Origin of the sequence: Cryobacterium sp. TMS1-13-1, assembly GCF_004403125.1 — a bacterium.
GTDB classification, from domain to species: domain Bacteria; phylum Actinomycetota; class Actinomycetes; order Actinomycetales; family Microbacteriaceae; genus Cryobacterium; species Cryobacterium levicorallinum.
The window spans coordinates 150,770-175,629 of record NZ_SOGX01000006.1 but is presented as its reverse complement, the minus strand read 5'-3'; the positions used below and the strand labels follow the sequence as shown (position 1 = coordinate 175,629).

The 24,860-nt window shown below is 63.4% G+C and carries 21 protein-coding genes, 1 tRNA gene and 1 pseudogene; 7 read left to right on the top strand and 16 right to left on the bottom strand.

Annotated elements, in window-relative coordinates:
• Window positions 1-76: 76 nt before the first annotated feature.
• The 8 genes from E3T31_RS05470 to E3T31_RS05435 form a co-directional block, all read right to left on the bottom strand.
• Complete coding sequence (locus E3T31_RS05470; protein ID WP_134467834.1) at window positions 77-2,113, bottom strand: bifunctional aldolase/short-chain dehydrogenase; 2,037 nt, start codon at window positions 2,111-2,113, stop codon at window positions 77-79.
• 115 nt (window positions 2,114-2,228) lie between these two features.
• Window positions 2,229-3,395 carry an L-rhamnose isomerase gene (gene rhaI / locus E3T31_RS05465; RefSeq protein ID WP_166788393.1) on the bottom strand — a complete coding sequence of 389 codons (1,167 nt, stop codon included), beginning with the start codon at window positions 3,393-3,395 and terminating at the stop codon, window positions 2,229-2,231.
• On the bottom strand, window positions 3,392-3,772 hold the full coding sequence (locus E3T31_RS05460; protein WP_134467833.1) for an L-rhamnose mutarotase: 381 nt from the start codon (window positions 3,770-3,772) through the stop codon (window positions 3,392-3,394). Before E3T31_RS05460 ends, rhaI begins: the two co-directional genes overlap by 4 nt.
• A gap of 106 nt (window positions 3,773-3,878) precedes the next feature.
• Window positions 3,879-5,363 (bottom strand): L-fucose/L-arabinose isomerase family protein, encoded by a 1,485-nt coding sequence (locus E3T31_RS05455; protein ID WP_134467832.1) that lies wholly within the window; start codon window positions 5,361-5,363, stop codon window positions 3,879-3,881.
• A gap of 102 nt (window positions 5,364-5,465) precedes the next feature.
• Window positions 5,466-6,524 (bottom strand): rhamnose ABC transporter substrate-binding protein, encoded by a 1,059-nt coding sequence (gene rhaS, locus E3T31_RS05450; protein ID WP_134467831.1) that lies wholly within the window; start codon window positions 6,522-6,524, stop codon window positions 5,466-5,468.
• A gap of 2 nt (window positions 6,525-6,526) precedes the next feature.
• Window positions 6,527-7,654 (bottom strand): ABC transporter permease, encoded by a 1,128-nt coding sequence (locus E3T31_RS05445; protein ID WP_134467830.1) that lies wholly within the window; start codon window positions 7,652-7,654, stop codon window positions 6,527-6,529.
• Window positions 7,647-8,690, bottom strand: a complete 1,044-nt coding sequence (locus E3T31_RS05440) for an ABC transporter permease (protein ID WP_198416979.1) — start codon at window positions 8,688-8,690, stop codon at window positions 7,647-7,649. Before E3T31_RS05440 ends, E3T31_RS05445 begins: the two co-directional genes overlap by 8 nt.
• Entirely contained in the window at window positions 8,687-10,222 is a 1,536-nt protein-coding gene (locus tag E3T31_RS05435) for a sugar ABC transporter ATP-binding protein (RefSeq protein ID WP_134467829.1), read from the bottom strand. The genes E3T31_RS05440 and E3T31_RS05435 overlap by 4 nt, the downstream gene beginning before the upstream one ends.
• Window positions 10,223-10,452: 230 nt before the next feature.
• On the opposite strand from E3T31_RS05435, the gene E3T31_RS05430 reads away from it, so the two are divergent.
• Entirely contained in the window at window positions 10,453-11,463 is a 1,011-nt protein-coding gene (locus E3T31_RS05430) for a LacI family DNA-binding transcriptional regulator (protein ID WP_134467828.1), read from the top strand.
• Window positions 11,464-11,850: 387 nt separating this feature from the next.
• Window positions 11,851-12,324: pseudogene (locus E3T31_RS05425) on the top strand (helix-turn-helix domain-containing protein); the annotation flags it as partial.
• Between the two features lie 293 nt (window positions 12,325-12,617).
• On the opposite strand, the gene E3T31_RS05420 reads toward E3T31_RS05425, so the two are convergent.
• From E3T31_RS05420 to E3T31_RS05405, 4 genes are all read right to left on the bottom strand, one after another.
• A tRNA-Pro gene (locus tag E3T31_RS05420) sits at window positions 12,618-12,691 on the bottom strand.
• Window positions 12,692-13,013: 322 nt separating this feature from the next.
• The gene (locus tag E3T31_RS05415; protein ID WP_206750307.1) at window positions 13,014-13,604 is read right to left on the bottom strand and encodes a class F sortase; all 591 of its coding nucleotides are present in this window, start codon (window positions 13,602-13,604) and stop codon (window positions 13,014-13,016) included.
• An 85-nt stretch (window positions 13,605-13,689) separates the two neighbouring features.
• The gene (locus E3T31_RS05410; protein ID WP_134467825.1) at window positions 13,690-14,589 is read right to left on the bottom strand and encodes a hypothetical protein; all 900 of its coding nucleotides are present in this window, start codon (window positions 14,587-14,589) and stop codon (window positions 13,690-13,692) included.
• Window positions 14,590-14,772: 183 nt separating this feature from the next.
• On the bottom strand, window positions 14,773-15,774 hold the full coding sequence (locus tag E3T31_RS05405; protein WP_134467824.1) for an NYN domain-containing protein: 1,002 nt from the start codon (window positions 15,772-15,774) through the stop codon (window positions 14,773-14,775).
• Between the two features lie 199 nt (window positions 15,775-15,973).
• Here E3T31_RS05405 and E3T31_RS05400 point away from each other — a divergent pair, with 199 nt between their 5' ends.
• Entirely contained in the window at window positions 15,974-16,657 is a 684-nt protein-coding gene (locus tag E3T31_RS05400; RefSeq protein WP_134467823.1) for a bifunctional 2-polyprenyl-6-hydroxyphenol methylase/3-demethylubiquinol 3-O-methyltransferase UbiG, read from the top strand.
• 171 nt (window positions 16,658-16,828) lie between these two features.
• Window positions 16,829-17,590 carry an MOSC domain-containing protein gene (locus E3T31_RS05395; RefSeq protein ID WP_134467822.1) on the top strand — a complete coding sequence of 254 codons (762 nt, stop codon included), beginning with the start codon at window positions 16,829-16,831 and terminating at the stop codon, window positions 17,588-17,590.
• Window positions 17,591-17,671: 81 nt separating this feature from the next.
• Here E3T31_RS05395 and E3T31_RS05390 read toward each other — a convergent pair whose 3' ends face one another.
• Window positions 17,672-18,403: an SDR family oxidoreductase gene (locus E3T31_RS05390; RefSeq protein WP_134467821.1), complete on the bottom strand. Its 732-nt coding sequence runs from the start codon at window positions 18,401-18,403 to the stop codon at window positions 17,672-17,674.
• A gap of 188 nt (window positions 18,404-18,591) precedes the next feature.
• Between E3T31_RS05390 and E3T31_RS05385 the strand changes: the two genes are divergently transcribed.
• The gene (locus E3T31_RS05385; RefSeq protein ID WP_134467820.1) at window positions 18,592-19,416 is read left to right on the top strand and encodes an SDR family oxidoreductase; all 825 of its coding nucleotides are present in this window, start codon (window positions 18,592-18,594) and stop codon (window positions 19,414-19,416) included.
• 335 nt (window positions 19,417-19,751) lie between these two features.
• Window positions 19,752-20,630, top strand: a complete 879-nt coding sequence (locus tag E3T31_RS05380) for a helix-turn-helix transcriptional regulator (protein ID WP_134467819.1) — start codon at window positions 19,752-19,754, stop codon at window positions 20,628-20,630.
• 4 nt (window positions 20,631-20,634) lie between these two features.
• Here E3T31_RS05380 and E3T31_RS05375 read toward each other — a convergent pair whose 3' ends face one another.
• Window positions 20,635-21,612, bottom strand: a complete 978-nt coding sequence (locus E3T31_RS05375) for an aldo/keto reductase (RefSeq protein ID WP_134467818.1) — start codon at window positions 21,610-21,612, stop codon at window positions 20,635-20,637.
• 113 nt (window positions 21,613-21,725) lie between these two features.
• Window positions 21,726-22,793 (bottom strand): NAD(P)-dependent alcohol dehydrogenase, encoded by a 1,068-nt coding sequence (locus tag E3T31_RS05370; RefSeq protein WP_134467817.1) that lies wholly within the window; start codon window positions 22,791-22,793, stop codon window positions 21,726-21,728.
• 219 nt (window positions 22,794-23,012) lie between these two features.
• Between E3T31_RS05370 and E3T31_RS05365 the strand changes: the two genes are divergently transcribed.
• The gene (locus E3T31_RS05365) at window positions 23,013-23,678 is read left to right on the top strand and encodes an SDR family oxidoreductase (RefSeq protein WP_134467816.1); all 666 of its coding nucleotides are present in this window, start codon (window positions 23,013-23,015) and stop codon (window positions 23,676-23,678) included.
• A gap of 104 nt (window positions 23,679-23,782) precedes the next feature.
• On the opposite strand, the gene E3T31_RS05360 is transcribed toward E3T31_RS05365, so the two are convergent.
• Entirely contained in the window at window positions 23,783-24,844 is a 1,062-nt protein-coding gene (locus E3T31_RS05360; RefSeq protein ID WP_241977669.1) for a TM2 domain-containing protein, read from the bottom strand.
• Window positions 24,845-24,860: the final 16 nt, after the last annotated feature.

Below are 24,860 nucleotides of genomic sequence, written 5' to 3'. Positions count from 1 at the left end.
AGGAACATGATTGCCTTGCAGAACGACCGCTCTTGTTTATATCGGGCGCAGTTCCCGGCGAACATGGCCATTTCCATCAGCGCAAGAACGCGGCGGCCACACCGGCGTCGACGGGAATATGCAGCCCGGTTGTGTGGCTCAGGTCGCTCGTGCAAAGCACGAACACGGCGTTGGCGACGTTCTCCGGCAGCACCTCACGCTTGAGCAGCGTGCGCTGGGCGTAGTACTTGCCGAGGTCCTGCTCGTCGACACCGTATACCGCGGCGCGCTTGGCGCCCCAGCCGCCGGCGAAGATGCCCGAGCCGCGCACGACGCCGTCGGGGTTGATGCCGTTGACCTTCACGCCGTATTCACCGAGCTCGGCCGCGAGCAGCCGCACTTGGTGGGCTTGGTCGGCCTTCGTCGCCGAGTAGGCGATGTTGTTTGGGCCGGCGAAGACCGAGTTCTTCGAGGAGATGTAGATGATGTCACCGCCGAGCTTCTGGTCGATCAGTACCCGGGCCGCCGCGCGCGACACCAGAAAGGAGCCCTTGGCCATCACATTGTGCTGCAGGTCCCAGTCGGCGACGGTGGTCTCGAGCAGCGACTTCGACAGCGATAGCCCAGCATTGTTCACAACCAGGTCGAGCCCGCCGAAGGCGAGTACGGCGGCGTCGACGCCGGCCTGCACCTGCTCTTCGTCGGTGACGTTGGCCTGCACGCCGATGGCGACGTCCGTGCTGCCGATCTCGGCGGCCACGGCCCGCGCCTTGGCCAGGTCGAGGTCGGCGATGACGACGCAGGCGCCCTCGGCGGCCAGGCGGGTGGCGATAGCCTTGCCGATGCCGGAGGAAGCGCCGGTGACGAGCGCGACGCGGGTGGCGAGCGGCTTGGCGGCGGGCATCCGCTGCAATTTGGCTTCTTCGAGCGCCCAGTACTCGATGCGGAACTTCTCGGCCTCATTGATCGGGGCGTAGCTGGAGAGTCCCTCTGCGCCCCGCATCACATTGATGGCGTTGATGTAGAACTCGCTCGCGACGCGGGCGGTTTGCATGTTCGCGCCATAGCTGAACATGCCAACGCCGGGAATAAGCACGACGAGCGGGTCGGCGCCGCGAATCGCGGGTGACTCGGCCGTCTTGTTGCGGTCGTAGTAGGCCTGATAATCTGCGCGATATTCCTCGTGCAGGGTCACCAGGCGAGCGAGCGATTCTTCAACGGATGCCCCGCTCGGCAGGTCCAGCAGCATCGGCTTAACTTTGGTGCGGAGGAAATGGTCCGGGCAGCTGGTTCCGAGGGCGGCCAGCCGCGGGTGCTCGGCGCGGGCGAGAAAGTCGAGCACCTCGGGGGCATCGGTGAAGTGCCCGACCTTGGGGGTGTCGGTGGAGACCAGCCCGCGAATCGTCGGCGCGAGAGCGGCAGCGCGCGAGCGGCGCTCGGCCGGCTCCAACGCGGAAAATCCGTCGAGTAGCGGCCCGAACGGCTCCGGCCGCGAGTGCTCCTCTATATAAGAGGCGGCGGTGTCGATGATCCAGAGCGAGTTCGCCTCGGTAGCCTCGCTCGTGTCTCCCCAGGCCGTGATGCCGTGACCGCCGAGAATGCAGCCGACGGCCTGCGGATTGGCCTCCTTGATCGCGGAAATGTCGAGTCCGAGCTGAAAGCCGGGGCGACGCCAGTCGACCCAGGCCACTCTGTCGCCGAAGATCGTCTGCGTGAGCGCTTCGCCGTCGGCGGAGGTCGCAATGGCGATGCCGCTGTCGGGGTGCAGGTGGTCGACGTGCGCCGCGTCGACGAGGGCGTGCATGGCGGTGTCGATCGACGGCGCAGCGCCGCCCTTGCCGTGCAGGGTGTAGTCGAACGCGGCGACCATCTCGTCTTCACGGTCGAGGCCGGGGTAGACGTTCTTCAGCGCCAGCAGCCGGTCCAGGCGGAGTACCGCGAGTCCCTTCTCGGTGAGCGTGCCGAGGTCTCCGCCGGAGCCTTTCACCCACAACAGTTCCACGGCCTTACCGGTGACCGGGTCGGTCTCCGTGCCCTTGGCCGAGGTGTTGCCGCCGGCGTAGTTCGTGTTCTTTGGATCGGCGCCGAGGCGATTCGACCGGGCGATCAGTGCTGCTGCGTGGGGGTTGGTCATGGCATTCTTCCTAACTACGGTCAAACGGATGCGAAACGGTCGGGTAGATCCTGCAGCTGCCGGCAACTGTTGCTCGTGCAGACAGCCGCAACTATTGCCCGGAGACCGGGGCGGGCTACGCGCCCCAGCCGGCCTGGCTGCCGCCGACCCGTTCGGCGGCGATTTTCGCCTGGTAGGCGGAGGCGGCGTAGGCGGTAATCGGGTCGCCGGCCAGTCCCCGGCTCTCCCGCCAGGCAGCGAGGCCGGGGCGCACGTCGGTGTAGAAGGCGTCCATCAGAATGCCGTTGGCGCCGAGCACGTCGCCGCTGTTCTGCGCGAGGGTGAGCGCGTCCCGGTCGACGAGCAGCGCGCGGGCGGTCATCTCCTGCACGTTCAGCACTGAGCGAATCTGCCCGGGAATCTTGTCTTCTACGTTGTGGCATTGGTCGAGCATGAACGCCACCGTCGACTCCGGGCCGTAGCCGCCGCCCCGAATGACCTCGTACAGAATGCGGAACAGCTGGAACGGGTCGGCCGCGCCGACGATGAGGTCGTCGTCGGCGTAGAACCGCGAGTTGAAGTCGAAGGAGCCGAGCTTGCCGAGGCGCAGCAGCTGGGCGACGATGAATTCGATGTTGGTGCCGGGAGCGTGGTGACCGGTGTCGAGGCAGACGCTGGCCTTATCGCCGAGCGCGGCGACCTGCGCGTAGCTGGTTCCCCAGTCAGGAACGTCGGTGTGGTAGAAAGCGGGCTCGAAGAATTTGTACTCGAGCACAAGCCGGTGCTCATCGCCGAGGCGGGCGTAGATGGCGGCGAGGGACTCGGCGAGGCGGTCCTGGCGGCCGCGAATATCGCCCTGGCCGGGGTAGTTGGTGCCGTCGGCGAGCCAGATCTTAAGGTCGGTCCCGCCGGTCTGGTGCATAATCTCGATGCACTCGAAGTGGTGGTCGATGGCCTTCTGTCGTGTCGCCGCGTCGGTGTGGGTCAGGCTGCCGAACTTGTAGGCATCGTCCTGAAACGTGTTCGAGTTGACGGTGCCGAGCACGAGACCCTGGTCGGCCGCGAACGCGCGCAGGGCGGCGTAATCGTCGACCTTGTCCCAGGGAATGTGCAGCGCCACCTTTGGCGCCAGGCCGGTGTATGCATTGACCTGCGCCGCGTCGCAGATCTTCTCCTGGATGGTGCGCGGGGTACCGGGCGTTCCGAACACCTTGAACCTGGTTCCGGAATTACCGAACGCCCAGGAGGGCAGCTCGATGGCCTGCGCCTCGAGTTGGGTGATTACGGCAGCACTGATGGTCACGAGGTACTTCTTTCTGTAACGGTTGTGGTGAGGGCGTCGAGCTGGTCTTCGAGGTGAAAGACTTCGGTCACTTGCTGAAACCCGGTGTCGGGGGAGCCGTTGAGTGCGACGAAAAATTCACTCATCTCGGCCTGCCAGCGCGCGTTGACGGCGGTTGCCGCCATGCCAGCCTGAGCGGATGCCAGATCCGCCGTTTCGAAATAGCCGATCAGTAGTCCGTCCTGCCGAAGAAACAGCGAGTAGTTCTTCCAGCCGGTGGTTTTGAGCGCCCGGAGCATTTCGGGCCAGACTGCCGCGTGGCGCTTGCGATACTCGTCGATGCGTTCCGGCTTGACCTGTAACGCAAAGCACACGCGGCGTGCGGCGGTGTTCGTCATCGGTGACTCCTCCAGGAGTAAATGAATCGTTTCAATAATGGAGCGTAAGATGCCGGATGGCAAGACCGGATCGAGCGGAGCCCGCTTCCGGCGCGCGGTTCAGGCGCTAGACGAGCGCGACATGGCGGTGCTCGATTCCCAGCAGGCTCGCGGCAGCCTTGATGTCGGCGGCCCGGTGGCCGAGGCTAAGTGCCCAGTGGTGGCCGATGCCGGTTTGGCTCCACTCGTCAACCCAGCGACCCGGATCGCCGCCGAAGTCGACACGGGAGGTCGTGTTGCCGATCGCGAGCAGCGGACCGGGCACGACCGTGCCCTCCGAGGTAACGAAGACGTAGCGCCCATCGGGGTTTTGTCCGACACCGAAGGTCGTTACCGGTCCGGGCTGCACATCGAACTCTACCGACACGCCCCAGCCGCGTTTGCCGTGGTAGACGCCGAGCCCGCGCAGTAGGGGCTCCCGTGCGCTCACGGCGAGGTGGGCGGGTCCGTCGTGCCCCATCTCCACGACATTGTCGAAGAAGTTGAGCGCCTGAATTTCGGTAAATGACCCGCCGGCTCCGATGGCTTGGCTGGCCAGCATCGCGATCGAGGTGCGCAGCTCGTATTCACCCGCCATCGGAATTCCGCGGGCGGTGAGCAGCGACGATCCAAGAATCATGCCGGCGCCGAGCCGTTCGTGCTGTTCGCCGGCCAGGCCTCGATGGTAGTAGGCGACCGAATCGAGGTCGAAGTCTGCCACCAACCGGTCCAGCCCGACCGAAACCTTGGCGCCCCAGGCGAAGTCCTCCTGTTGGACCGAATCGTCGACCTGAAACAGTTGCGACGCGAGGTGCATGCGTTCCCGCACCGCGGCATCCGTCACCTCGTCGACCCGCACACGCAGATCGTCGAACTCGAGCACCTCGACGTGGGAGCCGAACGTGGTCGAAACGCTGGTGAGATCGGTCGAGACATCGAGCATGCCGGGGTAGACGTGACCCATGAGACCGTGGCGGGCAGTGCGCAGCGTCGCTCGGACACCGGCCGCGTGCACCCATTGAATAATGCGATCCCAGGCGCGCTCCTGCCGCAGGTATCCCGATACCGAACGAAACGGAATCCCGGCCCGCCGAAATACGTTGGCGACCTCGGGAACAGGACATTGGCCGCAGTACGCGAGCCACTGGCCGGTATCGAAGGTGGCATGGTCCATCGCTTCGGTCGGCTGCAGATCGATGACCAGCACCGGGGTGTGCGACTTCTGAGCAATCGGCAGCACCATCGACGAGGTGAGGTAGGTGGCAAGAAAGACCACGATGAGGTCGCAGTCCGCGACCCGCAACTTCTCGGCGGCCATCTTAGCATCTTGGGCGTCGGAGATGAATCCGGCATCGATCACGTCGGCGTCGAGAGCCTTGAACCGATCGGTGACATACCGCGCGGAGTTCTGTAACAGGGGGAGAAGGTCGGGGAATTGCGGCCAGTAGGCGCCAAGTCCGCCGGAGACCAGGCCGATTCGGGTGCTGCGACGTGTTTTGGGCTCGAGTAGGCCGGTCGGCAGGGCGCGCCCACCGGTCACCGTAGCGGCGTTCGACGTCGTCGTGTTCGTCATGTAGCACTCCTGCCTCTGAAATTCGTGAAGTTGGGCGGTCGAGGGCTGTGGAACGGATGCCGCAGCATCCGTCCCACAGCATCCGCTGCCTGCGAGGACTACTTAGAAGTCGTAGTCATCAATGTTGTCGGCGTTGAACGTGGTCGGCGGGCCGACGATGACGATCCCGTCGGCACCCACCTCGCGCTCACCGAGGTCGCCGGCTTTGAAGGTGTCGCCCTCGGCTCCGGTGATGGTTCCGTCGGCGAGAGCCTTGCCGGCGAACGCGGCGACGTAACCGAGCTGTGCCGGGTCCCAGAGGGCGAACGCGGTGACGGTGCCGTCCTTGACGAACGGGCGCATTTCATTGGGTAGCCCGAGCCCGGTCAACGCGACGGTGCCCTTGTAGTTCGAGGTGGAGAGATAGCGTGCCGTGGCCGCGATGCCGACCGTGGTCGGTGAGATGATGCCCTTGAGGTTCGGGTAGGCCTGCAGCAGACCCTGAGCCTCCTGGAACGACTTGGTGTCGTCGTCATCACCGTAGACCTTGGCAACGAGGGAGATTTCCGCGTACTCCGGGTTGGAAGCGAGCTCCTCCTCGATGAACTTGATCCACTCGTTCTGGTTGGTCGCATTGGCCGTGGCCGAGAGAATCGCGATTTCTCCCGATCCGCCGATCTGCTCGGCGAGTAGCTCGATCTGAATCAGTGCGACGTCCTTGGCGACGACTTGGCTGATGAACACGTCACGGTAGTCCGGATTGGTGTCCGAGTCGAACGCCACGATCTTGGCGCCGGCGGCGCGGGCTTCCTCGAGGGCCGGACCGACGGCATCCGGGTCGTTGGCAGCGATCACGATGACGCTGGTTCCGGCTTGGGTTTCAGCATTGATGAACGACACCTGGCTGCTCGCACTCGCTTCGAGCGGGCCGACGATCTCGGTCGCGGCGAAGCCGGCGGCGGTCGCGCCGTCCTTTCCGCCGCCGAGAACGACGTCGGTGTACGGGTTGTTGAGCTGCTTGGGAATGAAGGTGATGCTGAGATCTCCCTCGGCGGCGGTGCCGGTTCCGGCATCATTGCCTGCGGCGCAGCCGCTCGCGACGAGGGCAACGGACGCGGCGACTGCTGCGAGGGTGAGGAAGCGGCGAGTGCGCCTCGTCTTGGTGTGGCGAATAAACTGCATGGTCATTTCCCTTCCTGAACGCCGGATGCTGTGGCGCGGGTTGCTCCCGAGGCCGATGCCTGGGGAAGAGTGCGGCGGTGTCGCCGGGTATGTAGCCATTTCGTGATGCCGTCGATAATGCTGGGGGCCACCACGGAGGCGATGAGCAGGGTACCGGTAACGATGATGAGCACCACGTCGGAGGTGCGGCCCAGCCGTAACGTGAAGTTGATCGTTCCGATCAGCAGTACTCCGGCGATGGCACCGGGGATCGATCCCTTGCCGCCGAAGATGGAGACTCCGCCGAGCAGCACGGCAGCGATCACCGTGAGTTCGAGGCCGCTGGCGTTGTCGCTGCGGGCGCTAGAATAGCGCAGGGTCCAATAGATTCCGGCCAGGGCCGAGACGGAGCCAGACGCGACATAAAGCCAGAACTTGGCCCGCACCACCTTGATGCCCACGAAGATGGCCGCTTCCTTGCTGCACCCGAGGGCGAACAGGCCACGACCAAAAGGAGTGAGGTGCAGCACCACGCCGAAGATGATCGCGACCAGAACCACGCCGATCATGACCGTCGGTATTCCGGTGCCGCCCAATTTAGAGGTGAAGAAGCTCGTGAGTGCCGGCGGAAAATTGGCCACCGCGTTGTCGCCGATGACGACGAGCGCCAGGCCGCGAAACAGCGCTAAGGTGCCGATGGTCACAGCGAGGGAGGGCAGCCCGAGAACCGCTACGAGCAGACCGTTGAAAGCCCCGGCGAGCACTCCGGCGAGCAGGCTGATGATGAGCACAAGGCCGATATCGAAGCCAGCTGCCCAAAGTACCCCCATCAGTGCGCTTGTGAGACCGGCGATGCTAGCCACTGAAAGGTCGATCTCGCCGGTGATGATGATGAGCGTCATCGGTAGGGCGATCAGCAGGGCTGGAATTACGTCCAGGAGTAGAAAGCCGGTCGAGACAGGACTGTAGAACCGCGGAATGAACAGCGCGGCGTAGATGATGAACACGACGAGCGCGTAGATCATGACCGTGTCGCGGCCAAGCAGAATGCGGGCGATTCCGGTGCGACCGCGGGCGGTCGGTGCCCCGGCCGAGCGGGTTCCGGATTTGTTCGTCGCGGTCGGGAGCAGTTCGGTCGGGGGATTAGACATCGCGTGCCTCACTGTGTCGGAGATTCTTCGCTGTTCGAATGCGCGCGATTCGATCAATGACTATCGCGGCCAGGATGAGCAGGCCGACAATGGCCTGCTGCCAGAATTTGTCGACACGAATAGCGGTCAGGGCGCTTGTGATGGTGGTCAGCAGCAGCGCGCCGATGGCGGCTCCGACAACGGTGCCGCTGCCGCCGAAGATCGCAACGCCGCCGACGACGGCAGCGGCGATGATGTCGAATTCGAGGCCGGTTCCGGTCGTCGCTCCAACCGAGTTGAACCGGCTGGCGTAGAGCACGCCGGCGAGACCGGCTAATACGCCGTTGCTGAGAAAGGCGAGGAGCACGCGGCGAGTGACCGGGATACCGAACAGTTTGGCCGCTTCCGGGTCGGAGCCGATGGCGTACAAATCACGACCGGGTCGCGTGGACGCCATGAAAATTGCGACGATGATGACGACGACGATTGCGATCAGGGTGATCAGGGGAAAGCCGGCGATGGTGTCGACGGACAGGGCGCCGAAGCTGTCGGGCCGGTCTCCGGCGAAGTATTGCGTACCACCGGCCCACGCATTGTTGAGACCGCGGTAAATGTACAGGGTACCGAGGGTGATGACGAGCGACGGTACTTTGGCGACGGTGACGAGAAAACCGTTGACACTGCCGAGCAGGGCACCGAGAGCCATTCCCGCGAGAAAAATCAGCACGATCGGAATACCCGGAACGGCCACGAACAGGGTTCCGGTGCTGAAGGCAACGATGCCGAGGATCGACCCCACCGACAAGTCGACGTTGCGGGTGATGATGACCATCGCCTGCCCGACGGCGAGGATGATGACGATCGTCGCGTTCAGAAGCAGGTCTTTCATGCCCTGCTGGCCGAGGAAGAGCGGATTAGCCAGATAGGTCAGGGCGACCAGGGCGATGAGGGCCAGCGTGACCGGAAGCTCCCGGAGGCGCAGCACGGAGGCCAGTCCGCTCGAGGTGCGCCGCATCGCGTTGCCGGCCGTGTCGGGTGGCGAGGTACCGATGGTCATAGTGAGCGCTCCAGTTTTGCGGTTGCCGCGTGCATGATCGACTCGGCTGTCGCATCCGCTCGGTCGAGTTGGGCGGTGAGACGACCCTCGTGCATGACCAGTACTCGGTCGGCCATGCCCAGGACTTCGGGCAGTTCGCTGGAAATCATCAGGATGGCAATGCCTCGCCCGGCGAGATCTGACAGTAGACGGTGCACTTCACTCTTGGTGCCGACATCGATGCCACGCGTGGGTTCGTCGACGATGAGGAACGTCGGCTCGGTGGCCAGCCATTTGGCCAACACGACCTTCTGCTGGTTGCCGCCGGAAAGGGTGGAGACCTTGTACTCCTGGGACCTCGTCTTCACCTGCAGGCGGGTCGTCCAATCCTCCGCCGCGCGGCGCTCGGTTGCAGCGTTGATGAGGCCGAAACGCGACAGGCGGTTGCGCAGCGTGAGGGCGGCGTTGCGTGCCACCGAGAGGTCCATGACGAGTCCCTGCTTCCGGCGGTCCTCGGGAACAAAACCCATGCCGGCGTCGATCGCCGCCTGCGGGTTGTTCGGTTTGACGAGAACGCCGTGCAGTTCTACTGAGCCGTGATCGTAGGGGTCGATACCGAAAATGGCGCGAGCCACCTCCGTGCGACCGGCACCCACCAGGCCGGCCAGTGCCACGATCTCGCCGGCCTTGACCTCGAAGCTGATATCAGCAAAGACTCCGGTGCGCGAAAGGTCAGACACTTTCAGCACGGTCTCTCCGACCTCGGCGACCACCTTGGGGAATAGGGCGCCAATGTCCCGACCGACCATCTCACGCACGATCTGGGGCGAGGTCACCTCGTTGGTTTGGTGGGTCGTGATGTATTCGCCATCGCGCATGACCGTGATGCGGTCGCACAGCGCGAATACCTCGTCGAACCGGTGCGAGATGAACAGAATGCCCGCGCCGTTCGCGCGCAGGGCCCGTGCGACTTGAAAGAGTCGTTCCACCTCGAGGCCGGAGAGTGCCGCCGTCGGTTCGTCCATGATTAGCACGTTCGCATCGAGGGAGATCGCTTTGGCGATCTCGATGATCTGTTGGTCCGCGATCGAGAGTCCTTCGGCGACGCGGTCCGGATCGATGCGCACGCCGAGTTGCTCGAACAGGGCACGAGCCTCTTTGCGCATTGCCGACCGGTTGATCAGGCCGAGTGCGTTCTTGGGCTGTCGCCCGATAAAGATGTTTTCCGCGACTGTGAGATCAGGAAAGAGCGTCGGCTCCTGATAGATAACGGAGATGCCGGCAGCCTTGCTGTCGGCCACAGTGCGAAAGGTCACCGGCTTCCCCTGAACCAGAAATTCGCCGGCGTCCAGGCTGTAAAGCCCCGCCAGAATCTTGACCAGGGTGGACTTGCCCGCTCCGTTCTCGCCGACCAAGGCGTGAATCTCACCGGGGAGTATCTCGACCACGCCGTCGGCGAGGGCGATGACCGGGCCGAATGCTTTGGCCGCCCCGCGCAATGACAGGAGCGGTGTAATCGACCGTCCGATGGTCGGTTCGGGACTGTTGATCATTTCGAGGTCGTGCCTCCGCGTCGAGGAAATGCCTGAATGAATCGTTTCATTTCGGCTACTCAGTGAATACTAGGGTGGCGGCCACCTGATCGTCAACAGCACTTTCCATCATCGTTTCCCAATTGACATGAAACCCGGCCACCTGTGTTGATTCGATTCATTGTGGGCGCCTATGGCCAATAGGCTGAGGGCTGGGCCGCCGGAGGCGTCCCAGCGAAAAGGGAGTCAGCGTGGCATCGATCAGCGTCAACGACGTCGCCGCCGCCGCCGGCGTATCGGTGGGTACGGTGTCGAACGTGTTGAACCGACCCGAAAAAGTGTCGCCGGGCACGGTCGCGCGAGTTCAAGCTGCCATTGCCGACCTCGGCTTCGTTCGCAACGACGCCGCCCGTCAGTTGCGGGCCGGTCGGAGCCGCAGCCTAGGGCTCATCGTGCTCGACGTCGCGAACCCATTCTTCACCGATGTCGCCCGTGGTGCCGAAGATCGAGCGGCCGAAGAGGGGCTCGCAGTTCTACTCGGCAACACCGACGACAGTCTCGCCCGTGAGGACGCTTACCTCGACCTGTTCGAGGAACAGCGCGTGCACGGGGTATTGATCTCACCGCTTGGTGACGTCGGCGACCGACTCACCCGATTGCGCGCTCGCGGTACACCGACCGTATTGGTCGATCGCCAGACGGAGGACCGTAGCTTTTCCTCCGTCGCCGTCGACGACGTTGCGGGCGGGCGCCTCGCTGCGCATCACCTGGTGTCCATCGGCAAGACTCGTATCGCTTTCGTTGGCGGACCAATCAGCATTCGGCAGGTGGTCGATCGGCTGGAGGGTGCGCGGGAAGCCGTTGCTAAACATCCGTCGGTGTCTCTGGAAGTCATCGAAACCGATGCCCTCTCGGTGCTGGCCGGCCGTGCCGCCGGCGAGCTGGTGCTGGAGCGGGCACCCGGTGACCGCCCCGATGCCATCTTTGCCGCCAACGATCTGCTCGCCATCGGTGTGCTGCAGGCGCTCAACATGCGCGGCGAGCTGCACGTGCCGCGCGATATTGCCCTGATCGGCTACGACGATATCGCTTTCGCCGCTGCGGCCGTGGTGCCGCTGTCGTCGATCCGTCAGCCGAGCGTGCTGATCGGCTACACCGCAGTCGACCTGCTGCTGCGCGAGGCCGAGGTCGGCGACACGTTTGAGCACGAACATATCGTGTTTCAGCCCGAACTGGTCGTTCGCGAGTCCACCGGGGCTTGAGGTCTGCATCGGGGCGGAATCGTTATGCCCAATATTGGAGCGGAAGGACCTCGAAAAACGTAGGGATACTCCTTGCGACGTGCGATTTCTCTGCTGCCGACTTGAGCAAACACGAGCTCTAAGCTCGCAAAAAGCATCGGACCGTCGTGCTTGCGCCTGGCATCTTTGTGCGTGCGAGCACACGGGGCTCTGCGATTAAATCGGCTCTTTAGAATCGCCATGTCCGTGGCTAGGTACAGGTCCCCAATTGGACTGGAGAGAGCACCAGAGATTTGGGCTCTCTTGACGTAACCGTGGGTAGTTTCCGAGCGCCTTAACGAGTGCACGCCGCTCTCCGTCTAGGTTTCTAACTGACAAAGGCAAGAAACACAGGGACGAGAAAACGGCGTGCAAAACTCAACACTATGGCGAACTCTTCTCGGAGTCGACAAGACCATCGTCGAAGCGGTCAATCTCGACGTGGACACCGGCATTCTGGTCGCGCCGGTGCGACCAACGGCTTCGATGCGGAACCGCTGTGGGTCCTGCCAAAAACGCTGCCCCCTCTACGACGCTGGTGACGGTCGCTGCCACTGGCGGTCGCTGGACGCTGGCTTGGTGCGAATCCAGTTAGAAGCCGCGGCACCGCGGGTGAGTTGTGGTGAGCACGGCGTCACCGTCACTGCCGTCCCGTGGGCTCGGCATCAAACCGGGCACACGCTGTTCTTTGACGACCAGATCGCGTGGTTGGCCACGCAGACTTCCAAGACGGCGATCACTGTGTTGATGCGCATCGCGTGGCGCGCCGTCGGGGCGATCATTACCCGGGTCTGGGCTGATACCGAGAAGCAGGTCGATCAGTTCGCGGACCTGAACCGGATCACTGCGCGGCGTGGCACGCGCAATGAGGCAGGACCGGCAACTTCACAACCGCGCCCCGGCCGGCGAACGTACAAATATTGTTGACGACGATCGTTTCGGGTACTCTCATCCGTCGTCTCTCGCCAGTGTATTTTTCTGGCGCAGGGCAGCCGCCGGGCGATTCAGTGTGGCGGCTGTCGGATTGAGGCTCAGTGTTACGTCACGCCCGAGAAATGGGCAAGTCAATCGGCAAATCAAATGCACACCAAAAAGTCCTGACAAATCTTGCGATTTACCAGGACTTTTTCGTTCTGTCGGGCTGACAGGATTCGAACCTGCGACCCCTTGACCCCCAGTCAAGTGCGCTACCAAGCTGCGCCACAGCCCGCTGCTTCCACAATGCGATTTCAACGAGCAAAACCTGCGGAAGACAACTGTAAGAGCTTACCGCTTTCTAAGTGGGCCTATGAACACGCCGCCGCCACACCAGCTAATGCCGTCGCCACGTTGCCGGTCGGCGTAGCATCGGGACATGACCCAAGCTCACTGTCGACGGCGGTCGTCAACGCTGCAAGCTGGCCTGATTGCCGGCGATGCAACCCGTTTAGCCGTCATTGCGGTATGGATCGTGATCCCGCGCTCGGCCCGCCCCGACCGCTCATCCCAATGAGCGGATGTCGGCGGCCGGCTTGTTCCCCACCTGACCGGGTTTAACAGCCAGCGTTGGTCTGCGCCTGGTCCAACTGCATGACGACAGCGATGTTCTGCACAGTCGCCTCGTTTGGATTGTAGTCAACAGGGCGGTAGCAGCTAACGAGCACCAGGCGGTTGGGGATGGCGTTGGTGAGCTCGTCGTTGTTCTTGTACTCCGATTTGTTCAGCTGAAGCGCCTTCTGCTCGACGTAACACAGCCTGCCGTTCGCCGTGTCAATGCTCGCGACGGCACCAGGTGCCATGTCCTTGAGGTCATTGAAAACTGCGGATTCGACCGCAGAATGCCCATACAGGTAGACGGTGTTGGTCGAGTCTGTGCCGGCGGTCCCGCCGGCAATGGTCGTGTCCCAGGCGATGGTGGTGAGTTCGGGCGGATCGAAGCCGTCGTTTGCGTCGATCATGGCCTGCGTGTATTCCGAAACGGCACCATCGAGGGCGATGGAGGGTACTCGAAGTCGCAGCGGCGCTGCAGCGGTGATCGTGACCTCAGCCGCAGGTACCGCCGCGGGCGGAGCGGGCGTCGCCGGTACCGCCCGGTGAATCTTCGGCGTCGGCGTGGCCGTCGCTGCGATAGTGGAGGTCGGCATCGACTTCGAGCCGGTCGGATGGAGAAACAACCACCCGACCGACATCGCGCAAACGAGCGCGCCCGCGCCGACGAGCAGCGCTTTTTTAGTGACGGGCACTGATGCGGCGTGCACCGATGGCTGCAGCTACCAGCGCGGCCAGCAGCAGTGCCCCGACCCCGAGAAGGAGAGGCGAGCCGCCGTCATCGGTGGCGGGAACGAACCCGTCGGTCTTGGAATCGTGCAAAGTGTTTTTCGCGATCGGTGTTGGTGTCGTCGCCGAGGCGAGAGTGATGTTGGTCAGCGAGGCGGCGCAGGTGACGACGGATCCACCGCCGTTGGCCGTGCCGTTGCACTGGTTGATCGACACCGGCAGAAGCGCGCTGGTCGTGGACGGAGTCACCGTGCAGGTGACCCGGTCGGAGGCGCCGCCGCCGTTGGTTGATCCGTTGCACTGCGTTATGGTGGCGCCGGTGGTGCTGGCGGGGAACGGGTCGCAATTCAAAGTCGGCCCGGTGCCTTCCGCACCGGATCCGTTGCATTGATTGACCGTCGCATCGGTCACGTCAGTGGATGTCGACCCGGTCACGTTATTCGTCACCATCACGTTGCAGACGACGCTGGACCCTCCGCCATTCGCTGCATCGTTGCACTGGTTCACCGATGTGGTGAGCGAGTCGTACGACGTGGTCGCGGTTGTGCAGGTGGGAGCAGTGTTCGCAGCCGCGTGACATTCCTTGACGGTCACCGTTGAACTGGCCACTCCGGTGCTGACATCGAGATTATTAACGACGATGACATCACAATTCAGACCCAAACCGCCGGTGTTCGCAACGTTGTTGCACTGGGTGATTGTCTGCGCGGCTGATGCGGACGAACCGGAAGGAGCGAACGTCAAGCCAAAAACGGCAAGGAGTGCCACCGCAGCGAGCACGACAACTCTCGTGAACGACTTACCGAGACGAGTTGCGTTGGCGGGACCGGGAATAAAAATAGCTGTACTCAAAGCGCTCCTCACATAGGTTCAGAGAATAACACGCCATCTGATGGAATGAAATTGAGTGCGAGCGCAGTGCTCATTGCGGTTGACCCTCCGGAAGCGACCGCCCAGAGATTTCGGCTGGCTCTCGAATCCCAAATGACGGTCGATGCCCTTGCGTGCCAACTTGACGATCGCTGAGAACTAGGCTTAGCGCCTAATTTCTGCGTCGGGACGCAGCCGGATCAGCCGCTGCGGGCCATCCTCTTTCAGCTCGGCCAGGTCGCTGCGCGACGAGAGAAAATCGGTGAAGGAACGAAAGCCGAGCGGCTTCTCGTTGAAGGACGGGTCCATGCGGCGCATCTGGTTCTTGACGGTGCCCGTGTTAAGCCATTCGTCGTCGTCGCCCTTGGCGTGACCGATCTGCAGCGCACGCACGAGGAGCTCGGTGGCCAGGGTCTGCGGGTCGATGTCTTCGGCTTCGGGCTCGTCGAATTGTGCGTCATCGGTGTGCGAGAACATGGGAATCGTGGTGAACTTGCGGGCCTCGATGGGGGTCGGGTCGGGTGCAATTTCGGCGGGTTCGGGCGCCCGTCTGCTGGACTTGGGCCTCTCCACAGCTGTCGCGGTGGCTTTGCCGATTCCGGGCAGCGAGTCGTAGTCCTCGAACTCATCGCACGCAGCCGCAAGTGATGTACTCGTCGAGCCCGCAACGCCGATGCCCACCACAAACCGACCCAGCCGCTTCGACTTCTGGGCGAGGGCGATGTAATCGGAGTCGCCGGCGATGATGATCACGTGGGTCAGGTCGGGCAGTCGAAAGAGGTCTTCGACCACGTCGACGGCCAAACGGATGTCGGCACCGTTCTTGGTTCCGCGGGTGGTCGTAGTGAACAGCTGCGTCAGGTCCACCGCTCGAGACATGAGCTGGCGCTGGTAACTGGCATTGACCGGCACCGACCAGTCGGCGTAGGCACGATTGACGACCAGGGTGCCAAAAGATGCGGCAAAGTCGATGATGGCGTTGAAGTCAACGGTCGCGGCGGCGAGCCGTGCGGCGATCTCGGGGTCGGCATCCGCTGAAGACTTGTTGAAATCACGGATGCCGTCGCGCTGAAAGGCATTGCGCCCGTGCAGCTGCTGATAGCGCGAGATGACGATGTTGTCGAAGTCGATGTAGAGGCCGACGCGCGCATCGTTCGGTTCAGTCATAGTGAGCTCCTTAGCCACAGGCGGAAGACTCAGTTGCGATCCGGTGCCTCCAGTCTGCGCCGAGCGGCGGGGGCAGGGCAACTCGGGTGGTAACTTGCACCCGCAATCGACTGCGGCGGGCGTCATGTGTACCTGGTCATGATCGCCCCCGGGGACATCAGAATTTGTCGTGCACCCGTCAAAGTCGGAGGCCTGAACCATGGAGCACACGAACGACACTTCACCCGATCACGCCCACGCGGAGGCGGCATCCGCTAGTCGCGCCCCTCGCGATCCCGGCGCGGAGGAGGAGTTCTGGAACGCGCGCTACGCCGACATGGCACAGCTGTGGAGCGGGCATCCGAACGGGACACTCCTGACCGAGATGCAGGATTTACCGGCCGGGCGCGCTCTGGACGTCGGGTGCGGCGAGGGAGCGGATGCCCTCTATCTGGCGGAACACGGGTGGCGCGTCACCGCGCTGGACGTGTCGCGGGTGGCGCTCGACCGCGCGGCCGCTGAGGCCGACGTTCGCGGAGTGACGGTGAACTGGCTCCACGCCGGCCTGGTCGAGGCGGCACTACCGCAGGCGTCCTTTGATCTCGTCTCTGCGCAGTACCCAGCGCTGTTGCGCACCGACGAGAACGTTGCCGAGCGCGCGCTGCTTGCAGCGGTCGCCCCCAATGGTGTGCTGCTCTTCGTGCATCACCCCGCTCCGACGGCGGAGGAGGCCGCGGCCCACGGTTTTCATGCCGACGACTACGTGGGCCCGGCCCAGGTTGCTACCCTGCTGGATGACAGCTGGCAGATTAAGGTCGACGAGACCCGGCCACGCCATGTAGCGACCGGCGCCGGGTCGCATCACACCCACGACGTTGTCCTGCGAGCCCGGCGCCTGCGCTGACCGGCCGCATTCAGACCGTTATTGTAACCGGCGCTCCGCTGCCGCAAGGGTCATTGTACCTCGCGCAGCGCTCGCGGTGTGCGCTAGAGAAGCTGGCAGCTGTCTAACCTTCTTGACCTCGTGCCGGGAGACCCGGGCTGCGAGCGGTCTGCCTATAGGGTGATCACTATTATGCAGATTCGCGACATTGGCCTGTCGGTGCTTAAGGGCGGCCGTCACACGACGCGCGAAAACGTGCTGCTTGAAGTACACGGCCCGGCCGGGGACCGACTGTTCGCGGTCGTCGACCTCGCAGACGGTCGTGTGTTGAAGACCGTCGAGCATCCGTTACTGCTCACCTGCAGAGCCCGATGGGATGACGGCGTGCTGTCGGTTGGCCTCGGCGGGCGGCAGGTCGCCGCGACACCCGAGTTGAACGGTCAGAATCTCACACTCGACTATTGGGGTCGCGCCGTTTGCATGCACGTGGTCGGCGGGCCGTGGGCCCGGGCGTTTTCTCGTTTGCTCGGGAAGGATGTGGCTTTGGCACAGATCAACGCCCCGGGAGGCCTGGTCTATGGCGACTCCATCACCATCGTGACGACGAGTTCGCTTCGTCGACTCGCCGATGAGGCGGCCGCGACCGTTGACGCTCGCCAGTTTCGAGCGACGTTCACAATTGACACGGGCGACGCGGCTGCACACGTGGAAGATTCCTGGGCTGGCCGTGAAATGGACCTGGGGAGAGCGCGCCTGCTCGTGGGCGCCGGTATCCCGCGCTGCGCGGTCATCGACCTGGAGCCCGACACCGGCGCTTCCGGCACCAACCTGCTGAAGACCCTCGCCCGCTACCGACTGAGCGGAAGCGACATTCCATTCGGCGTCTACGCCCAGGTCATTCGCCCGGGGATTGTCGGCTGCGGCGACCAGGTGCGGGTTCTCCCCGAGAGCTGACGAAAGGCCGGGCGTACATTGACTCTGCCCGTGGTGGGCAGCGACGGGTCTGGTCGGTGCCGGCCGCCAAGCGGCGGCAGGTCAGGGAGCGATCTGCTTGACCGGGCGCATGAGAATCTCCTGGATGAGCACATTGGCCGGCTGCGCAAAAGCGAAGACGAGGGCCTGGGCTACGTCTTCGGACTGCATCGCTTCCAGCTGGGTGCGGCGGGTCAGGAGCGCATCGCTGACGTTCTCGCCGAACTCGGTCCAAACAGCGCCCGGTTCGAGAACTGAGACGCGGATTCCCTCCTCGCCAAGTTCTTTGCGCAGGGCATCGTGAAAACCGACGACGGCATACTTCGTCGCGCTGTAGACCGACCAGGTGGCTGCGCCGTAGCGGCCACCGACGCTCGAAACGGAGCAGATCATTGCGCCGGCCCGACCGCGCATGAGGGGGATAGCCGCCTGGGTGCAGTTCAGCACGCCATACAGGTTTGCATCGATCATTGACTTCCAGTCAGCGGGGTCGCTGCTCTCAAATGGCGAATTGATGCCCAGGCCGGCGTTGTTGAAGAGCAGATCCACCCCACCGAAACGGCTCTTGATCGTGGCGAACATTGATGTGACTGCGGCGGCATCCGCGACATCGAGCTGCATAACCGTGGCGGAGTCTCCGAGTTCGGCGGCCAGCTCCTGCAACCGTTCCACGCGCCGGGCGACCAGGATGACGTGTGCACCCTCTTCGACGAGAAGACGCGCTGCGGCTGCTCCAATTCCGCTCGAGGCACCCGTGATAACAGCGATTTTTGCGGTCAGATCCTGCATTTTCATGTGTCTGGCTCTCTTGTTCGTGAGGAGGCAAGAAAGGCGACCCGGCGCTGATCCATCAGGTGGTGGAAACAGAAGACACTGTGCAGCTTTACACCCGACAGACGCTGGAGAACCCAGACTTGCGCGAATACCAATTATACAGTTGATGACACCGGCCGGTTCATCCGCCCGAGAAATGGAAATTTGTTATGTCTGAAAAAGTATGGTTCATCACCGGAACGTCCCGTGGTTTCGGTCGGGAGTGGGCAATTGCCGCGCTCGATCGAGGTGACAAGGTAGCCGCAACCGCCCGAGACATCGATGCTCTCACCGATCTCACAGATAAATACGGCGACCTGATCCTTTCCCTGGCTCTTGACGTCACGGACCACGCCGCGGCGACCGCAGCAGTCGATGCTGCTCACGCACATTTTGGGCGTCTCGACGTCGTGATCAATAACGCGGGCTATGGACTATTCGGCATGATCGAAGAGGTCAGCGATGCCGAGGCTCGCGCCCAGATTGAGACGAACTTTTTCGGGGCCCTTTGGGTTACTCAGGCGGCCCTTCCCCACATGCGGGCGCAGAAAAATGGCCACATCCTGCAAGTATCGTCCATCGCTGGGATCAGCGCGTTTATGGGAACAGGCCTCTATGCGGCGTCGAAATGGGCGCTGGAGGGATTCTCTCAATCCCTCGCGCAGGAGGTCGCCCCTTTCGGCATCAAGGTGACCCTGATCGAGCCTGGCGGATTCTCGACCGACTGGGGCGGGTCATCCGGAGTTCACGCGAACGCGCTGTCGGATTATGACGGGGTGAAGGAACTCGCCGATACCGCCCGCAAGTCGCGCGTGAGTGTTTCGGGCGACCCGGTCGCATCTGGAGCCGTTCTATTGAAGATTGTGGACGCCGACGAGCCGCCCCTGCGCATCTTCTTCGGGGCGGCCCCGTTGGCAATGGCGAAGGCGGATTACGCGTCACGACTGGCCACCTGGGAAAAATGGAACGCTTTATCTATCGAAGCCCAGGGCTAGGGGTCAGAGACCTGCGGGCTATACCAGCGAGCCGGTGTCTGTCGTCAGGTCGATAGCCACGTTCTGCCACCAGAAGCTGTACTCGCTGTACCGGAACTATCCAGCAACCGCGCTTCTGCCGTCGTTCCCTGTCGGTGGAAGGGGAGCGAGTCGGGAGTCGATAGAGTGCGCGCCGCCGGTTGCCCAGCCCGGGATGAGAGCGATCATGGCGGTGGGCATGGACCGGATCACCCGACTGCGCCTCGAGAATGAGCAGCCGCCCCGCGCACCGAGTCGAAGTCACCAGTCGGGCTATAGCTCAACTTCGACGTGCGTCGGTTTGAGATACTGGAGGGATGGACGACAAAGATACCCTTGCTGATTTTCTGCGCTCGGCCCGGGCCCGACTCACGCCAGCCGACGTCGGCGTTCCGGTAAACCCTCACGCGTCCGCCCGGCGGGTACCCGGACTGCGCCGTGACGAAGTAGCCGGGTTGGCCGGCGTGAGCGTTGACTACTACGCGCGCATGGAACAAGGCCGGGTGACGCAGGCATCCGATGCCGTTGTCAACGCGCTCGCCGGGGTGCTGCACCTGAATGAGGCGGAGCGCAGCTACCTGTTCTCGCTGTTATCCGCCTCGACCGGCGGCCGCATCCAGCAGCGGCGGCGCACCCACACAGTGCGGACGTCGGTGCGCACCATCATGGACTCTTTCACCACGCAGCCGGCATTCGTGCTTGGCGTTGGCATGGATGTGCTGGCCATGAACGACCTCGCCAAGCTGCTGCTCAAGGACTTCACGAAGGACTCGGGGCTGGGGCGCAGCATGGCCCGATGGACATTCCTCGACCCGTCAGCGCGCACGCTGTACCTGGACTGGGAGATTGTGGCGTGCGATGTGGCGGCTATGCTCCGTCATGACGCGCGGTCCCACCCCAACGACCGGGCCCTCAACGAACTGATCGGTGAGTTGTCCGTCAAGAGCGGCGAATTTCGCGCCTGGTGGAGCCAGCACCGCGTGTGGGAGTGCACGTTCGGCGTGAAGCGCTTCGAGCACCCGATCGTCGGCCGGGTGGACGTGGACTACGAGACCTTCCCGGTTCCGGGTGAACCAGACCAGCAACTCTTCGTCTACAGCACCCAGCCGGCGTCCTCCTCAAGCGACGCGCTGCGCATCCTGGCCTCCTGGCGCACAGATCAGACGGATGCCCCCGCGCTCGAGTCCAGTCGCTGATGCTTTAGAACCCTTCGGGCAGACGTGGAACGTACGATGCCTCAAGGCGCGCCCGCTCGTCGGCGCTGAGCTGGAGATCGAGCGAGGCGATCGCATCGTCGAGGTGCTGCGGCTTCGTGGCGCCAACGATCGGCGCCGTCACAGCAGGGTTACCCGATACCCAGGCCAGGGCTACCTGAGCCCGCGGTACTCCGCGTTCAGCCGCAATGTCAGCGACGACGGAAGCAACGGCGCGATCGCCGACCTCTGCCTGGGCATACAAGGCCTGGCTGATCAGATCCGTTTCGGTGCGGGCGGTCGTCTGGTCCCAGTCGCGGGTCAGCTTTCCACGCGCGAGGGGGCTCCACGGGGTGAGACCGATGCCAGCGTCGGCGGCGAGGGGGAACATTTCACGCTCCTCCTCTCGGCTGATCAGGTTGTACTGGCTCTGCATTGACACGAACGGCGTCCAGCCGTTGACGTACTGCAGGCGCAGGGCTTTCGCAAACTGCCAGGCAAACATTGAGGAGGCGCCCAGGTAGCGCGCCTTACCCGAGCGCACCACGTCGTGCAGGGCTTCAAGCGTCTCCTCGAGGGGAGTGAAGGGGTCGAAGCGGTGCACAATATAGAGGTCCACGTAGTCGAGGTTGAGGCGACGCAGGCTGTTGTCGATCTCCTGCAGCACCGCCTTGCGTGACAGGCCGCGCTGGTTGGGACCTTCACCGACCGGCGAATAGACCTTGGTGGCCACAACGATCTCGTCGCGGCTGGCATACTCCGCGAGGGCGCGCCCGAGGATTTCCTCGCTCGACCCGGCCGAGTAAGCATTTGCGGTGTCGAAGAAGTTGATGCCCGACTCAACGGCTTGCCGAATGAAGGGGCGACTGGTCGCCTCGGTCAGCGTCCAGGCGTGGTTTCCGCGCTCCGGCTCGCCATAGCTCATGCATCCGAGGGCGAGCGCTGAAACATCCAAACCGGTGGTCCCGAGCTTGACGTACTTCATGGGACTCCTTTAATGACGGATGCCCCGGACCACGTTGAAATCTGCGGCCCGGGGCGGTTCGTGCCTGGGTTTTTTATCGACCGGCGAGGCTGATGCCGCGCTGGTCGGGGCGCCTACGCGTCGACGCGGGTCTCGTTCGCAAACGTGGCCACGTCGATAACAAAACGGTAGCGCACGTCGCTGCGGATAACACGCTCGTAGGCTTCGTTCACCTGATCGACCGAGATGATCTCAATGTCGGCGCCGATTTTGTGGGCGGCACAGAAGTCGAGCATTTCCTGGGTCTGGCGGATGCCGCCGATCTTGGAGGCGGCGATGGAGCGACGCTGGGCGGCGAGCCAGAACATCTTCACGCTGTCAGGCTCGGTGGGGATTCCGACGTGCACGAGCGTGCCATCGAGGGCGAGCAGCTTCAGGTAGCCCTCCAGGTCGAGGTTCGCGGCGACGGTGTTCACGATGAGGTCGAAGTGGTTCTCGAGCTCGGTGAAGGTGGTCGGGTCACTGGTGGCGTAGTAGTGATCTGCGCCGAAACGCAGGCCGTCTTCCTTCTTGCTCAGGGTCTGGCTGAGCACGGTGACCTCGGCGCCGAGCGCGTGGGCGATCTTCACACCCATGTGTCCGAGGCCGCCCATGCCGAGGATGGCGACCTTCTTGCCGGGGCCGGCCTTCCAGTTCGTGAGGGGGGAGTAGAGCGTGATGCCGGCGCAGAGCAGGGGAGCGGCCTCGGAGAGCTCGATGCCATCGGGGATGCCGAGCACGTAGTTCTCGTCGACGACGATCGCGGTGCTGTAACCACCGTTGGTGGGGGTGCCGTCGTGGTTGCGGTCGTTGTACGTGCCGACCTCGCCTTTCAGGCAGTACTGCTCCTCGCCGGCGAGGCAGTTGGCGCACTCGCGGCAGGAATCGACGAAGCAGCCAACGCCGACGCGGTCGCCCACCTGGTAGCGGGTGACGCCGCTGCCGACGGCCGAGACGATGCCGGCGATCTCGTGGCCGGGAACCATCGGGAACAGTCCCGTGTCCCACTCGTCGCGAGCCTGGTGGATGTCGGAGTGGCAGATGCCGGCGAACTTGATGTCGATCGCCACGTCGTGAGCGCCGGGGGTGCGCAACTCGATCGTGGTGCGAACGAGGGGCTGGTTGGCCGCGGGGGCGGCGAGTGCAGGAACGGTGGTCGTCATAAAAAAAAGTCTTTCAGTGCCGATGATGAGATGCGAGGAAACCCCGTGCCGTGGCACGTGTCGACGGTGACATCCGCTCGTACAACGTTACGTGATTCCACCGACACCGTCGAGGCCGCAGCATGGCACTGTCTGACCTACCCAGGGCATCCGCTTTCGCGACGCCTTCACCGTGCACCGGCCGGGAATATCTCGCCATCGACGGGTCTTGCAACCCGCATGACAACTATCGCAATCATCGGTGCAGGTACAGGACTCGGGGCAGCAGTAGCGCGTCGTTTTGGAGCAGAAGGATTTACCGTTGCGTTGATCTCGCGCAACCAGGGGCGAGTGGATGCTCTGGCGGACGAACTGGTCACAGAAGGAATTACAGCGAAGGGTTTTGTCGCCGACGTGCGGGACCAGTCGTCGATCACGCGAGCGCTTGAGCAGGTTGCGGAGACCCTCGGCGCGATCGAGGTGCTGCAGTACAGCCCCCTGCCGCAGAAGGACTTCATGCGTCCCGTGCTCGAAACGACACCCGCTGATCTCGTTGGACCGATCGAATTCTCCGTCTACGGCCCCGTCGCGGCCGTGCACCAGGTCGTTCCCGGCATGCGTTTTCTGGGCAAGAACCGGGGCACCATCCTGTTCGTTAACGGCGGAACGGCCGTGACTCCGGTGCGTAGCCTGACCGGTACGTCGATTGCCTTTGCCGGACAGGCCGCGTACGCGCAGCTACTCAATGAGGTTCTTGGCGAGGAGGGCATCCAGGTTTCCCAACTCATCATCGGCGGTGGAATCATTGCTGGCCACCCCGAGAAGGACCCGGCAAAACTGGCCGAGCACCTCTGGAACCTGCACATCAAGCGCGACCAGTTCCGCCTACAGATTAGCGCCGACTGATCTGGGTCAGTTTGACGTAAACGACCGCGGCACGTGTTTGAGAAGCCGGCACGTGTTCAAACCAGTGCCAACTTCTCAAACACGTGCCACGCGACGGCCGTCAGCTATTCGGCCAGCAGCGTCCAGTTGCCGTCGGCGCTGACGACGATGGCCGATGGGCCGGAGCCAAGCGGCACGGTTCCCGAGTAGGGCCCGATCTCGTTCACGAGCAGCCCCATGCTGAAGAGCTCGTCGGTTTCCTCGATGATGGCAAAGTTGCTCGAGCCGTCGTGGGTCGCCGTGAGCTTGCCGGTTGAGCCGTCGTAGAGAAACACGCCGTCGCCGGCACCGGATGCCGCGAGCCCGGGTGCCGCAGAGATCGGCGCGATGGTCAGACTCCAGTTGCCATCGGCGGTGATCTGCAGCGTCGCGTCCTCACCGAAAGAACTGAAGCCGTACTCGGTCGTGCCGTTGTAGGCGCCAATCGTATTCACGAGCAGCTGCCCAGTGGATGCATTCGCAGCGTCGAGAACGGAAATCGAGAAATTACTGCTCCCGTCGTGGGTCGCGGTGACGATCCCCGCGGTGGCACCGGCGGGCAGGGTGACGAGGTTATCGCCGAAGCCGGTCTGCGAGACGACCTCGAACGTGCCGAAGGCGTCGTCGGCCCAGGACTGCACGGTGTCGACGGGCGCCGCTTCAACGACCGGCTCGTCAACGACCGGCTCGTCCGCCGCATCGGCGACTGCGGCGGCCGGCGCCACAGCGGCCGGACTCTCACTCGGTCCATTACCCGCGTTGATACCGGACACGATCATCGACAGCACGGTCACCGCGCCGGTGACAATCCAGGCGACCTTCTTGAACTGGCCGTAGCCGGCGAGTGTGAGGCCGTGCTTGTCGCGCTGGGCACCGACCAGCACGAGGATGAGGTCGACGAGCCACCAGATCCCCAACCCGCCGAAGGTCACCAGCTTCAAGAGGCCGGTACCGCTCTTGCCGAGGTAGAAACGGTCAACGGCGAAGATGCCGAGCAGCCAAGAAAACAGCCAGGTGGCCATAAACGATTTCTGCGAGATGGGCGGGTTGGGCATGGTGACCGCCTGAATCGGGGGAGCGGGAAGCAGAAATTGTTCCTGCTGGGTGGTCGGTACGCCGGTCGGAGCGGGGCGCTGGCTGGTAGTCATTCTGACGTCCTTTGCT